The sequence below is a fragment of the Xanthocytophaga agilis genome (assembly GCF_030068605.1).
GTDB classification, from domain to species: Bacteria; Bacteroidota; Bacteroidia; order Cytophagales; family 172606-1; genus Xanthocytophaga; species Xanthocytophaga agilis.
The window spans coordinates 190,282-204,182 of sequence record NZ_JASJOU010000009.1; the positions used below are offsets into that span (position 1 = coordinate 190,282).

The 13,901-nt window shown below is 38.5% G+C and carries 13 protein-coding genes; 8 read left to right on the top strand and 5 right to left on the bottom strand.

The genetic code is table 11. The features are described from left to right. Positions 1-5: 5 nt before the first annotated feature. The gene (locus tag QNI22_RS23925; protein WP_313986515.1) at positions 6-173 is read right to left on the bottom strand and encodes a hypothetical protein; all 168 of its coding nucleotides are present in this window, start codon (positions 171-173) and stop codon (positions 6-8) included. 152 nt (positions 174-325) lie between these two features. Between QNI22_RS23925 and QNI22_RS23930 the strand changes: the two genes are divergently transcribed. The 5 genes from QNI22_RS23930 to QNI22_RS23950 all read left to right on the top strand — a co-directional run bounded on the left by QNI22_RS23930 (position 326) and on the right by QNI22_RS23950 (position 6,602). Continuing rightward, positions 326-640: an ArsR/SmtB family transcription factor gene (locus QNI22_RS23930; protein WP_314514385.1), complete on the top strand. Its 315-nt coding sequence runs from the start codon at positions 326-328 to the stop codon at positions 638-640. 148 nt (positions 641-788) lie between these two features. Next, positions 789-1,589: a sulfite exporter TauE/SafE family protein gene (locus tag QNI22_RS23935; RefSeq protein WP_314514386.1), complete on the top strand. Its 801-nt coding sequence runs from the start codon at positions 789-791 to the stop codon at positions 1,587-1,589. A 160-nt stretch (positions 1,590-1,749) separates the two neighbouring features. Beyond that, positions 1,750-3,153, top strand: coding sequence for an MBL fold metallo-hydrolase (locus QNI22_RS23940; protein ID WP_314514387.1), 1,404 nt, complete (start codon positions 1,750-1,752; stop codon positions 3,151-3,153). Positions 3,154-3,403: 250 nt separating this feature from the next. Next, complete coding sequence (locus QNI22_RS23945) at positions 3,404-4,237, top strand: LytR/AlgR family response regulator transcription factor (protein ID WP_314514388.1); 834 nt, start codon at positions 3,404-3,406, stop codon at positions 4,235-4,237. Positions 4,238-4,310: 73 nt separating this feature from the next. After that, positions 4,311-6,602 carry a carbohydrate binding family 9 domain-containing protein gene (locus tag QNI22_RS23950; protein WP_314514389.1) on the top strand — a complete coding sequence of 764 codons (2,292 nt, stop codon included), beginning with the start codon at positions 4,311-4,313 and terminating at the stop codon, positions 6,600-6,602. Between the two features lie 269 nt (positions 6,603-6,871). Here the strand turns inward: QNI22_RS23950 and QNI22_RS23955 are convergent, their stop codons facing one another. Continuing rightward, the gene (locus QNI22_RS23955) at positions 6,872-8,584 is read right to left on the bottom strand and encodes a GMC oxidoreductase (RefSeq protein WP_314514390.1); all 1,713 of its coding nucleotides are present in this window, start codon (positions 8,582-8,584) and stop codon (positions 6,872-6,874) included. Between the two features lie 12 nt (positions 8,585-8,596). Then, entirely contained in the window at positions 8,597-9,118 is a 522-nt protein-coding gene (locus QNI22_RS23960) for a gluconate 2-dehydrogenase subunit 3 family protein (RefSeq protein WP_314514391.1), read from the bottom strand. A 523-nt stretch (positions 9,119-9,641) separates the two neighbouring features. Here QNI22_RS23960 and QNI22_RS23965 point away from each other — a divergent pair. Continuing rightward, positions 9,642-10,328 carry a 3-keto-disaccharide hydrolase gene (locus QNI22_RS23965; RefSeq protein ID WP_314514392.1) on the top strand — a complete coding sequence of 229 codons (687 nt, stop codon included), beginning with the start codon at positions 9,642-9,644 and terminating at the stop codon, positions 10,326-10,328. Positions 10,329-10,405: 77 nt separating this feature from the next. On the opposite strand, the gene QNI22_RS23970 is transcribed toward QNI22_RS23965, so the two are convergent. Beyond that, complete coding sequence (locus QNI22_RS23970) at positions 10,406-10,675, bottom strand: HigA family addiction module antitoxin (RefSeq protein WP_314034517.1); 270 nt, start codon at positions 10,673-10,675, stop codon at positions 10,406-10,408. A gap of 514 nt (positions 10,676-11,189) precedes the next feature. Here QNI22_RS23970 and QNI22_RS23975 point away from each other — a divergent pair. Continuing rightward, complete coding sequence (locus tag QNI22_RS23975) at positions 11,190-12,146, top strand: nucleoside hydrolase (protein ID WP_314514393.1); 957 nt, start codon at positions 11,190-11,192, stop codon at positions 12,144-12,146. 47 nt (positions 12,147-12,193) lie between these two features. Here QNI22_RS23975 and QNI22_RS23980 read toward each other — a convergent pair whose 3' ends face one another. After that, entirely contained in the window at positions 12,194-13,159 is a 966-nt protein-coding gene (locus QNI22_RS23980; RefSeq protein WP_314514394.1) for a glycoside hydrolase family protein, read from the bottom strand. A gap of 115 nt (positions 13,160-13,274) precedes the next feature. Here QNI22_RS23980 and QNI22_RS23985 point away from each other — a divergent pair, with 115 nt between their 5' ends. Further along, positions 13,275-13,892 carry a MarR family winged helix-turn-helix transcriptional regulator gene (locus QNI22_RS23985; RefSeq protein WP_314514395.1) on the top strand — a complete coding sequence of 206 codons (618 nt, stop codon included), beginning with the start codon at positions 13,275-13,277 and terminating at the stop codon, positions 13,890-13,892. Positions 13,893-13,901 lie beyond the last annotated feature (9 nt).

The following is a 13,901-nucleotide window of genomic DNA, read 5'->3' on the forward strand; positions in this document are numbered from 1 at the left end:
GGGTATTATCTTCTGCGAGTAGCAGTAGTGTAGCGGCCTTGCTTTTCCCGCATTCCATTCCAATATGTTTTAAAATCTGATTGATTATAGTTGTCTTTGTGGGACAATAAACTAACGTTTATTATATATACACCTACAGTGAGTATAGAGAGAATAATAATAATTGCTGCCATAGTCGTTCTTTGTTTTATAAAACTCGATCACTCTCTAGCCTACTATACATAAAAGACTATGCCAACAACCATCTCTCATAAAATATACATGAATGTTTCTTCATATACACTTTACTATATACCTTTGTGCTAAAGAAGTTGTCTAGACTATTATGGCACAGATGAAACCAACTATTCAGATCAATAGAGAAAGACTGGAAAAAGTGGCAACCATTCTGAAAACAGTTGCGCATCCTACACGTCTGGCAGTGATCGATTTATTAGGCACACAGGAACGTATGAGTGTGAATGACATGTGTGAGATTCTGGACTGTGAGCAATCACTTTTATCTCACCACTTGATTGTACTGAAACAACGAGGAATTCTTCACCATGTAAAAGAAGGGCAGAATGTCTATTATTCTCTTAAAAATAAGGACATACTGAAATTGATTGCTTGTATTGAAAATTGTGATTGTTCTCTGTAGGTAATCTGTAAAGCGAAAGAACAGCTATAAAAACAGCTGTTTTTTTGCTTTAGTATATGAAAACTTCTTCATATAATCGATAATCTCTATAAAATTAGTGTAGATAATACTGTCTATTTTTTAATTGATACTATATTGCTGTATAAGCATGGAAACCATTGGTTATTTGGGTGCTTTATTAATGGGAATGTCTCTTGGATTGATTGGAGGGGGAGGATCGATTCTCACTGTTCCTATTCTAGTATATCTTTTTGCCATAGACAGTGTTGTAGCAACTTCTTATTCATTATTCATTGTTGGCTTAACCAGTCTGATAGGTTCATTTAGTCATATTTCGCGTGGCAATATTCATTGGCGAGCTGTAGTGCTGTTTGGTATTCCCTCTCTTTTGAGTGTTTATACTACCAGACATCTAATAGTACCACTGATCCCTGAAACATTGGGAACTATAGGTCACTTTATAGTAACAAAATCTATTTTTCTACTCATATTCTTTGCTATAGTTATGCTACTAGCTTCTTATTCTATGATACATAAACCAAGGCTATTGCAAAAAGAGGAACAGGAAGAGGCATCTTTGCGTTATCCAGTAATTATATTGGAAGGGATACTGGTAGGTGGAATAACAGGTTTGGTCGGTGCAGGTGGTGGATTTCTTATTGTACCTGCTCTGGTTTTGTTAACGCATCTATCCATGAAACAAGCTATTGGAACCTCTCTGGTTATTATTGCATTAAATGCATTAGTTGGTTTTATAGGCAGTCTTCATTGGGGCGATGTAATTGACTGGAAATTTTTACTTGTATTCTCAGCTATTTCACTGGTTGGAATTCTGATTGGGAGCCGGCTTTCTTTTAAAATTAGTGGTACACAGCTTAAACCTGCTTTTGGCTGGTTTGTGTTAGTAATGGGTCTTTATATAATTGTAAAAGAGTTATTTCTGAAATAATGATAATTACTACATAAACAGTCTTACAATCATAGAATCATAACGACTTTTAGTAAACGATAAACCAATTTGAGAGTAGCTATCTATGGCTTGAGAGTATTTCGGTCATAGTATTTATAGATATCCAAATGTGTCATTCTTCATCAAACAAAACCTAACCATGCTAATAGAACAAATCTATACAGGATGTTTAGCCCAGGGAGCTTACTACATCGAAAGCAAGGGAGAAGCGGCTGTAATCGATCCCTTGCGGGAGGTGCAACCCTATCTGCAACGAGCCAAACGCAACGGAGCTACCATCAAATACATCTTTGAAACTCACTTTCATGCAGACTTCGTTTCCGGTCACCTGGATCTGGCCAAACAAACCGGAGCTTCTATCATCTATGGACCTAATGCCAATCCTGCTTTTGAAGCCGTCATTGCTAAAGATAATCAACAGTTTCAACTCGGAGAACTGACCATTCGTGTCCTTCACACCCCTGGACATACCTTGGAATCGAGCTGTTTTCTGTTGATTGATGCTCAAGGCAACTATCAGGCAGTCTTTACCGGAGATACCCTTTTTATTGGGGATGTAGGACGCCCGGATCTGGCTCAGAAATCAAGTTTGACCATGGAAGATCTGGCTGGGTATCTGTATGATTCATTACACACTAAACTGATGCCTTTACCTGATGACGTGATTGTCTATCCAGCCCATGGAGCAGGCAGTGCCTGTGGTAAGAATATGAGTAAGGAAACTTCCGATACGCTGGGCCATCAGAAACAAACCAACTATGCTCTGAAAGCTACTAACAAGGAGCAGTTTATCAAAGAAGTAACCGATGGATTATTGCCTCCTCCTTACTATTTCCCACAGAATGTGCAGCTTAATAAAGAAGGGTATGAAAGTGTAGAAAAGGTTGTATCGCGAGGATTGACTCCTCTGAATGCAGATACATTCGAACTAGTCGTCAACGAACAGCATGCTTTGATTCTCGATACCCGAAAGCCTCAGGTATTCAAAGACGATTTCATCCCCAATTCGATCAACATTGGCATTGATGGCGATTTTGCGCCCTGGGTAGGCACATTGATCACTGACATCAATCAACCCATTGTGCTGGTAGTGGAAGCAGGCAGAGAAGAAGAAGTGGTTACTCGTTTGTCCAGAGTAGGGTATGATCATACATTGGGATATTTGCAGGGAGGAATACAGGCATGGAAAGATGCTGGAAAAGAAATCGATCAGATTGAATCAATCTCTGCCGATGAATTTGCTTCCCGCTTTCAGAACGGTAACTTACAGGTAAAAGATGTGCGTAAGCAAAGTGAATATGAAGCAGAGCATATGGAAGGAGCGGAGAATGTACCGTTAGCCTATCTGAGTGAACATATGGCTGAGTTTTCCAAAGCAGAGCCCGTTTATATTCATTGTGCAGGAGGATATCGGTCTATGATTGCTGCTTCGATTCTCAAAGCCAGAGGATATGACCAGGTCATTGATGTGGCTGGTGGATTTAAAGCCATTGCACAAACCAACATACCTAAGACTAGTTATATATGTCCTTCTACCTTGTGATAGGGTAGACATTTTCTCTTTTACAGGTATTCTAACTTATTTATTTTTGTTATAAAATAAATAAGTTAGAATACTTCTTACATTTTATTGAATAACCGCTCCCTCATAATTCTATTATCTGGAGATCAGACACTCCATTTATTCCTCATCCTGTGTTTGCACCGTTTGTTCATTTTTCCAAAAATCCAGTACTATTTTCTATTATTTTGAAGGGTATTCCTTTTACCTTGTTCTACTCTATATTCAGCCAATGTTAGCAAACAGTCACTTGGTTCCTTCAAATATTATATCCCGTAATTGTCTGGGAATCATTGCCATTCTTTTGTCTCTCTCTGCTGGACTTGCGTATATCTTTCAGGTAAAAATAGGTGATATCTGCACAGTCAGAACCTTTGTTACCTGGCTTAGTGGTATGATCTTTTGGGCTCTAGCAATACCCTTCCTTAGCAAACAAACCCAACGCTACTTTAGCAAACAATTCCTTTGGGTAAAAAGTCTGCTGGCAGGTCTTGTGGTATGCATTATCAATCAGATTTTTGTGCGATTTAGTATCAATGCATTTTTATGCTTAGTCTTTGGGTGCACAGACAATCAAACAAGTTGGACATTTAATGTACTTCAAAATAACATCCTGATTAACTTCGTTTGCTATTGGTGTATAGTTGGACTTACCTACATGTCATTGCAATTTCAATCATCTTATGATACAACTTCTTCCATAAATTTTCAATCTGAAGAATCCTATTCTGAAAACATTTCCTTTATAACTACCGTTTCTGTCAAAAATGGATCTGTCACCACACATATACCTACACAGAAGATATTCTGGATAGAGTCTGACAACAACACTGTAACATTTGTGTCCGAACTTGGAAAATTTGTCAATTACCAATCTCTTCGATCACTGGAAACACAACTTGATCCTGTCGATTTTCAACGAATACATCGTTCTATAATTGTCAATCGCAAGTATGTTCATAAAATACAGGCCCAGTCCAGTGGAGATGCACTAGTCACCCTAACCACCGGTGATCAGCTTCGCATGAGCCGTCGTTATAAAACCACTTCACCGAATACCCTGTAATTGCAACCTCTCTCCCTGTCTGATTTTTCAGAGCCATAAATGACGCATTCTTTTGCTGAAAAACGGTAAAACAATGCATACTACAACTTATCTGCTTACACTCCTTCTAATAGGGTTCACAGGAGTATTATATGCTCAGGACACAACCTATTTTAGTAAACCTCCTTTAGAGATTCAAAAACTGGAAGGATCCATTATACTGGATGGTCTCAGTGATGAAGCTGCCTGGCAAACTATTCCTCCCTTTCCATTTGTAGTGTTTGAACCTGTATGGGGTACTTCGCCAACTGAAAAAACAGAACTGCTTATTACACACGACAACCAGTTTGTCTATGTTGCTGGCAGATGTTACACCAAAGACTCCAGCACCATTGTAGCCCGTACATTAACACGTGATGGCTGGCGTGGAGATGACTGGGTAACTATTCAGTTTGACTCTCGCTTCGACCATCAGAATGCACTCGTTTTTTCTATTTATCCCTTGGGGAGTCGCTATGATATGGCGGTTTCAAATGACGCAATCGAACTGGGAAGCAGTACGTTTAACAGTGCCTATAATATGATTTGGGAAGCAAAAACAGTAATAAACAAAGAAGGTTGGTTCTTTGAATTAAAGATTCCTTTATATAATCTTCGTTTTCGTGAAGGAGCCAATGGGGAAGTAAAAATGGCTATTAGTGCTACTCGTGCCATTCAATACATACAGGAATATCATCAATTTCCTGCGATTTCACGCAATGTCATTGATGCGATTACCAAACCATCTGTTAAACAACCCGTCCTATTTAAGGATCTCCCCCATCCTTCTCTTTTTCTGCTCACTCCATACATAGCTACAAGTACCTCCCGACAACAACTATGGCATGAAAATAAAAATAACTTTATACCAGATCGAAAAAATACTATACAACTTGGCCTTGATGCTAAAATTGGAGTTTCGCCTTATCTGACACTTGATGCAACTATTAATCCAGACTTTGCCCAGGCGGAAGCAGATATACAACAGGTAAACCTAAGTCGGTTTAGCCTTTTCTTTCCCGAACGACGGTTATTCTTTCAGGAACAAGCAGGGTTATTTGAATTTAATCTGGGTGATGCAAGCCAATTATTTTACAGCAGACGCATTGGAATCGATGATGGTAAGCTTACTCAAATTTATGGCGGCCTTCGTCTTACAGGCAAGTTAGGAACTCGAACAGATATTGGTTTATTGACAATGCAATCAACATCTTCTTCCTCAGAGGCTGCCAACACATCAGCTACAGAGAATTTTGGTGTATTTCGCCTCAGACATAAAGTAGTAAATGATCGAAGCTTTGCAGGAATGATGTTTACCAGTCGTATTAGTGCCAAAGAACAGAATTATACCTATGGAGCAGATGCACTGCTCAACATTGTCAAAAATCAGTATCTCTTATTTTCACTGGCTAATACAGTAACCTATACTTCAGGTAAATCAAAAGCAAATGCCATAGGCCAAAGTCGATTATCTGTACTGTGGGAAAATCGGAAGAGAACAGGATGGATACACCGTCTCAATTATATATTCTCAGGAAAAGACTTTAATCCGGAAGTTGGATTTGTAGATCGAACGAACTTTCACGCAATAGCTGGTGCACTTCATTTTGGCAAGTTTTCCAAGGGTCGAAAAGGTCTGTTCCAGTACCAGAGATGGACACTGGCTCAAGGTAATAGCTACTGGAATGCACAAACAGGGAAATTAGAAAGTCTTACAGCAGGAATGTCATGGAATGCCAATACATTTCTGGGAACCAGTTGGAATGTATCTGTTGTAACCTATTACGAGTATCTTACAGACACATTAGAGTTTGGCAAAAAGGTAGTTATTGTACCAGGGCGTTATAACTTCTCCTCAGCATCTTTGCTTATTTTACCTCCACTTGCCCATAAGATTAGGTTACCAGTTGGAATAGGAGAAGGTAGCTTTTATGGGGGTCGTAAATTTTTCTTCAGCTTCAGCCCTATTTTCAGCATGGGCAAACATCTGGAGATACAGACAGGATATGATCTTACCTACCTTCGTTTTCCAGATAAAGATTTATACAATACCATTCACATTGGAAGATTGAAAGTTAGTTATGCTCTAGATCTTCATTTTTCAGCGAGTCTAAATATTCAATACAATAGCAATGAACAAAAGTTCTTTACCAATGCCCGCTTCCGATATAATTTTGGAGATGGGCACGATCTCTACCTTGTATGGAATGAGAATCTGTTATCGAACCGGCAAGTAGAAGGACGAATCCATCCTTTATCTGACCAACAAACTATCTTGTTAAAATACTTCTTTACTTTTCAACCAAGGCGCTTATACAAAAAACATTCTGGTCATAAAAGTAGTTGAGCAAAGTTCTGTTCAACGGACAAGACGACTGAAATTTTGATAATCCAGAGATGGAGTCACTAAGCTACTATTTCAGAAGCATTATCAGAATTCTGATATTTTCCTTTCATGAATAAAATTTATGTAAATGATGAGAAGAAGAGATCGAAACAAAGTTGTGATCAAGAAAAAAATACATCTGGAACTTATACGAAAAAACAGATAAAACAAAGCGTCCTGCCAGTACTATAGTACTGGCAGGACGCTTTGTTAAGGATTTTACATTTATCTTATATAGTACCTTTTTTCATTTCTTTTACGGCATAGTCAGCAGCACGGGCAGTCATAGCCATATAGGTCAATGATGGATTTTGTGTGGAAGTAGAAGTCATACAAGCTCCATCTGTTACAAATACGTTCTTACAGGCATGTATTTGGTTCCATTTGTTCAGGATAGACGTTTTAGGATCTTTTCCCATACGCACACCTCCCATTTCATGAATATCCAATCCTGCAGCTTGTTTGGAGTCTGTAGCTTTGATGTTTTTGAAACCAGCAATGGTAAACATCTCCGTCATCTGCTCAATATAATCTTTCACCATTTTATCATCATTGTCATCATATCCTACAGAAATACGCAATTGAGGAATGCCAAATGGGTCTTTCAGATTGCCATCTAGTGCCACAAAATTGCTTTCTTTTGGAATGGTTTCTCCCATCATGTGAGAGCCTACATACCATCCATCCAGAATAGGTTTCACCAGATTCGCTTTCAGGCTTGCACCAATCCCATCCTGATTGGTATGACTCATACGTCCGGCACTAAATCCTGCCGCATATCCACGCAGAAAGTCCATCTCCTGTTTATATACATTCCGGAACCGTGGTATATAAGGGCTATTTGGGCGACGACCATCTGTAGTAGATTCCAGCATTCCATCATATTCGCCAGAGATACGTGCTCTGTAATTGTGGAAGGCTACATATTTTCCTAATACACCACTATCGTTGCCTAATCCATTAGGAAAACGACTGGAAGTAGAGTTTAATAAAACCAGGTTGGTGTTTAATGCAGCAGCATTCACAAAGATAATACGTGCATAAAACTCCATCATTTTATGAGTAGTAGCATCTACTACTCTTACTCCTACCGCTTTGCCTTTTTTCTCATCATAGATAATGGAATGCACTACTGAATTAGGGCGTAGTGTCATTTTACCAGTTTTAGCAGCCCACGGAATAGTTGAAGCATTGCTGCTAAAATACCCGCCATACGGACAACCACGTTCACAAATGGTACGATGCTGGCATTGAGCACGACCTTGTTGAAAGTGAATAGGTTGAGGCTTGGTAATATGAGCCGCACGTCCCATAATTACATGACGATCCTTATAATGGCCAGCCACCTGCTTCTGAAAATAGCTTTCTACACAGTTCCACTCATGAGGAGGTAAGAACTCGCCATCCGGTAATGTAGCCAATCCATCTTTGTTTCCACTGATACCTGCAAACTTCTCTACATAACTATACCAGGGAGCCAGATCAGCATATCGGATAGGCCAGTCTACAGCAAATCCATCCCGAGCCGGGCCTTCAAAGTCAAAGTCACTCCACCGTTGTGTTTGGCGAGCCCAAAGCAAAGACTTCCCTCCTACCTGATAGCCTCTTATCCAGTCAAACGGTTTTTCCTGTACATACGGATGTTCAGCATCTTTTACAAAAAAGTGTGTAGTACCCTCATAAAAAGCGTAACACTTACTCACAATAGGATTCTGTTCACGAATTTCAAGAGGCAATTGTCCTCTGTGCTCAAATTCCCATGGATTAGTCACTGTAGTAGGATAATCCACTATATGTTTTACATCTCTTCCACGTTCCAATACCAGTGTCCGAAGCCCTTTACCTGTTAGTTCTTTTGCAGCCCAGCCACCACTAATACCTGATCCGATTACAATAGCATCGTAGGTAACTTCTTTTATTGCATCTATTGCGATATTTGCCATTTCTTTGGTAGATTATTTTTTAGGAGAAACAGGAACACAGCCATAATAATGACCGGGAACCATTTCATAGTGGGTAAGATTAGTCATCACATATTCAGAAGTCAGATATCCACGAATGGTCAGCCCTTTTACCATTGAATAAAAACCCTTCTGATCAGGGCTGGCTTCCATTTCGTTTAATACACTGATTCGTTGTCCGGTATCACAGGAAGCAAATGACTTGGTAAACTTCTTTTGCGCCGCTGTATCTACAGCAGCCAAACCACTGGCGAAAAATTCCTGGTTCTTCTTATCCATACAATCGGCTACGATCTTCTGAATAAAATTGTGTACGCCCAATTCTTTTGCACCAGGCGTATCTGTAACCGGGATGATTGTCTCGGCAACTTCCGCCAGTAACACACTTTCTTTAGGAGAAAAATACGATGAACTAAGGGATACAGATCTTTCGTTCCAATTTTCGGCCCAGGCAGGAAGGCTTACCAGTCCGCCAAAAGCCACTGCCACATTTTTCAGGGCTGCTCTTCTTTTCATTGTTTAGGAGTTGTAATAAAGAGATTGGTTTTATATAGGCCTTGTTCAGACACTCCAAAAATGTCTTTCGTAACAGAAATATCCTTTTTTGTTAATCTTACCTGCCTCATCTGAAAAGGTAGAGAAGATGTTAACAAAAAAATTTCCTATTTCCCCGAAAGATACATCAAATAGGAGAATTATTCAGAGAATATTATATTTTTTATTAGCATTATCCCTATTTATAGTATTTTCTCCTTCAGCTCTCAAACTTGCCAAACAAATACTCAAGCAACTTTCAGGTAATTATTATTGCTGCATTTATTTACTTATTTGTGAATCCAAAATCACTTCGAATCTCTTCTCAGATCGCTATAAAAAACCAAATACCTACTTAAATCGCCAATACCTCAATAAATTATATAAGTCTACACAGGAATAGTGCCAAAAATTAAAAAGCTATATACAAAAGTGTAAACTCTTTTCTCAAATAGTAAAAGGAGTTCTATTTTTGTTGCACTAACTTAATTTCTACTTTACTTTCATGAAAAAAAGCTTTCTTATTGTTCTTATTCTATGTAGTGTGTACACCTCATTTGCGCAGAAAGCCTACACCAAACATCCAAATATCACTCAAAAAGGCTGGCATGATCTGTTTACAGCAGACCTTTCCAATGCTATTTATCCTAAAGGAATATGGAGTGTATCAGAAGGAGTATTTACTGCAACGGAAGATCAGGCCCTTTGGAGCAAAAATATGTATGAGAACTTTATACTGGATCTCGAATTTAAAAATGCAGACGGAACTAACAGTGGAGTAATTGTGCACACCAGTAATCTGGAAGACTGGATACCAAATTCCGTAGAAATACAAATAGCAGATGATTATTCAGAACAATGGTCTAAAGCCCCTGCCAACTGGCAATGTGGAGCTGTATTTGGGCACCAGGCAGCAAGCAAAAAAGCAGTGAAGAAAGCAGGTGAGTGGAATCACTATACGGTAACCTGTGTGGAGAGAAAAATCTGGGTAGTATTAAATGGAGAACTGGTAAATGAATGTGATATGAGCAAATTCACTTCTGGTAAAACCAATCCAGATGGCAGCGAAATCCCATCCTGGTTAAGCAATCCGCTGGCAGAACTACCACTAAAAGGCCATATTGGTTTTCAAGGTAAACATGCAGGAGCACCTATCTATCTAAGAAATATTAAAATCAAAGAATTAAAATAATCCCCAAAATTTATATCCTCCCTTATCCGATCAATATGACTGGATAAGGGAGGGTTCTCTTTTAAACAAAGATGAAGTTACGGTAATAATCCCTGCTTAGTCAACAGGTTCCGTTCTTTTTCCAGATCATATTCAGCCTGCAAATGCATTAACTCTCGTGCCGAATAACCGAACTCCTGTTCCAATAATAAGGCAACACGGCTATTCAAATCTCTCTTCCCATTCAGTATATCACAAAACTGACTTGCGTGCATACCCATTTTCTGAGCTGCGAACGATGAAGAAATCTGTCCCTGAGTTAAATAACTTTTTATGATCAGCCCCGGATGGATTGTCATTTTCTGCATAATAATCATAGTAACAGCGAGGAAAGATAGTGTGACTTAAAAAACAACTGCATTTGGACTACTATACCAACAGTTACTGTTAGCAAATTTACTTAATTTGTCTGTACAACAAAGAGATTAGACTCTTTCATGTTTCAATTTCATATTTTCTATATAAATAATAACCTCTTATTCATATAAAATCTTACCTCAAACTTTATAGTATATAAATAATCTGCCTTAATAGAATTTAGATCTTATTCAGATAGCTATTCTCTACAGCCAAGTAATAAATACTATAATCTATAGAATAATTGCAATAGAAAATACAGGAACACCCTTTACTTAAGGATTATCGGTAAGGCGATTTTATTTTTTAGAGAAAAGAGAATCTACAATTAACCTTATACAGATCCACAGATAGAAAAAGATAAGAATACTATCAATTATTTTTCCTATTTAGCTAAGTTATTTACGTCTGCCTATTACTAATTGATATACCATTCCACTTTACGAACCAACTTATTCAATGAGCATGACAACTTCTGCTAAAATTTCTGTTCTATTAGATCACGATGGCTCTGCTGATGATTTTCTATCTATGGTATTACTACTTTTGATGGATCATGTTGACCTAATAGGGGTTTCTATCACACCTGCAGATTGTTATGGAGAAAATGCAGTAGAAACTACATTAAAACTATTGTCAAAAGCAGGTAGATTAGATATACCTGTTGGCTTGGGCAATTTACATGGTATTAATGCATTTCCTTCAGAGTGGAGGGCCAGACCCAAAATATTAAATGCGCTTCCTTTACTTATCAATATTGATACCACGGCTTCTGTATCTACAGTTGTATCAAGCCAGGTATTGCTCACTCAAAAGTTAAAAGAGGCAGAAGCTCCTGTAAGCATATTGCTGACAGGTCCTTGTACCAACTTAGTCCAGGTACTGGCGCAAGAGCCATCTCTGGCACAAAAAATAGGTAGTGTAGTATGGATGGCAGGAGCAATAGATGTGGTTGGAAACGTAAGAACCTTTAACCATGATGGAACAGCCGAATGGAATGTATTCTGGGACCCTATTTCTTCTGCCAAGCTTCTGCAATATTCTTTGCCGCTTACATTTATTCCATTGGATGCAACGAATGCAGTTCCTGTAACATTTGATTTTTTGAAACGTCTGGCATTACAATCCAATCACTTTTATTCAGACCTGGCTGGACAATTCTGGGCAACTACCATAGATACCATCCCATCTTATGACTATACTTATTTTATGTGGGATGTATTAGCGACCAGCTATCTGGCTATTCCGGAAGCCTTTACTACAGAAACTATTGAAATAGACATTTTATCTTCCGGACCAGGTGCGGGTAGAACTTATAGAAAACCAGGTTCCGGACAGTGGGTTACGATTGCGACAGGAGTTAACAAAGATCACTTTTATACCTATCTGCTGGATAAATTTAACCAGAGTCCAACTACATAACTCAGCCTGTATACTTGTCAGACACAATTATCTGGCAAGTATGCTTATCACAAAGAAATATCTCTATTGCCCAATTCGGCTATAAGTCTTTGATACATAGCAAAGGCAGGTTTTGGTAAATAGTCATCCTGCATAATACCAAACTGATGAAATATGTTAGGGTTCTGAGAATCTGCATCTCGGAGGCCAAACAACTCATAATGCGTCACATTCATTTCTATCTGGTATTCATGAATCGCCCGTATCACACATTCAAGTACCTTTGCCTGTTTCTCTGCTGAACGTTCAGGAGAAGTTGCCCATCCATTCTCAGTAATATGTATAGGTATTGTAAATGGAATATTTGCCTCTGCCATACTGGTATACCTGAAATGATTCAATACAAACCAAACAGCCTCTTTCAATTCATCGAGAGCCACAGGACGGAATACATCCGGAAAGAAATCTAATCCCACATAATCCAGCGATTCATAAAATGCAGGTGTAGCTAATCGGCCAATCTCTCTCCAAAAATCATTTGCAGGATCGAATGTTGGAACAGCATTAAAGCCAACCTCAATACTTAATCCTATTTTTCGAATTACTTCTTTTGCAGCAATTACCCCCTCAACCACCGCTTCCCTGACTCTAGGATAGTCCCCATCTACAACAGGGATATTGTGCAGATTCGGCTCTTCTGTAATCTGCACTTTTGCTAAATATCTCCCATACTGGTTAATTATATTTCTTATAAAATCTATCCATCCCTCTACATCACCGTCCTTGGATTGGTATCCTACTACTAAATCCATCTTCCTTCCATTATTAACATATTGTAGGGGATTTGCTGGAGTCCATTCATTAGCACTACCAAAGCTAGTATAACATCTTACCAAAAACAGAGAATGACTACCCTGCAACTTTGCCAAAGCATCATTTACTAGAATAGCATTATCTGGCTTTGCTATAGTTAATCCTGCTTCTGTACCGGAAGTCCCACCCGGATAAATACCAAAAATTAGTTTACGGCTCATATTTATATCTAAATAGATGTATAACACACAAATATACATCCATTTAGATATAAAATACAATAGTTTCACTATTTATTTTGTATATTTACATCGTTTTCGATATATCTTTAGTAATATGAATAAAGCAGTACAACTTCTAATAGCCTGGGACGCATTTGAACAGAAGCACCCAAATTCAAATCTGGATGACTTTTGCAGATTCTACCTTTCTCAAAATAAACAATCCCACCCAGCAGGTGTTCAAAGCAGAGGGTTGCTGCTTAAAACGCTAGGGCGTATAACCAGTGCATTTAGCCTTTATCACAAGGCAGCAATGAACAAGACAAATTTACCCTCTCCTGACTTGTTTTATTTTCTTAACGGGCTCGCATTTTTAGGTGAAGTACGTAAAACAGAACTGATCAATTATTTGTTGATGGAATATACAACAGGCATGGAAGCTATAACACGCCTACAGAAAGAACACCTGATTCAGGAACGTGCAGATGAAAGAGATGGAAGAGCTAAACTTATTAGTTTATCAGAGAAAGGAAAGAAAACACTGGCAGATTGCTATGAGTATGCTTCAAAAGCCAGCGAGATGGTTTTAGGAGATCTGGATGAGGATTCTATTCAACTTTGTATTCATTTACTGAAAGGTATAGAAGAAAAGCATTCCAAGCTGGCAGTAGAACTTAAAAATAAAGATTTTGATGATATGTATACACAAGTTTGCCAAGCAGATAAAGAATAAAAATACATT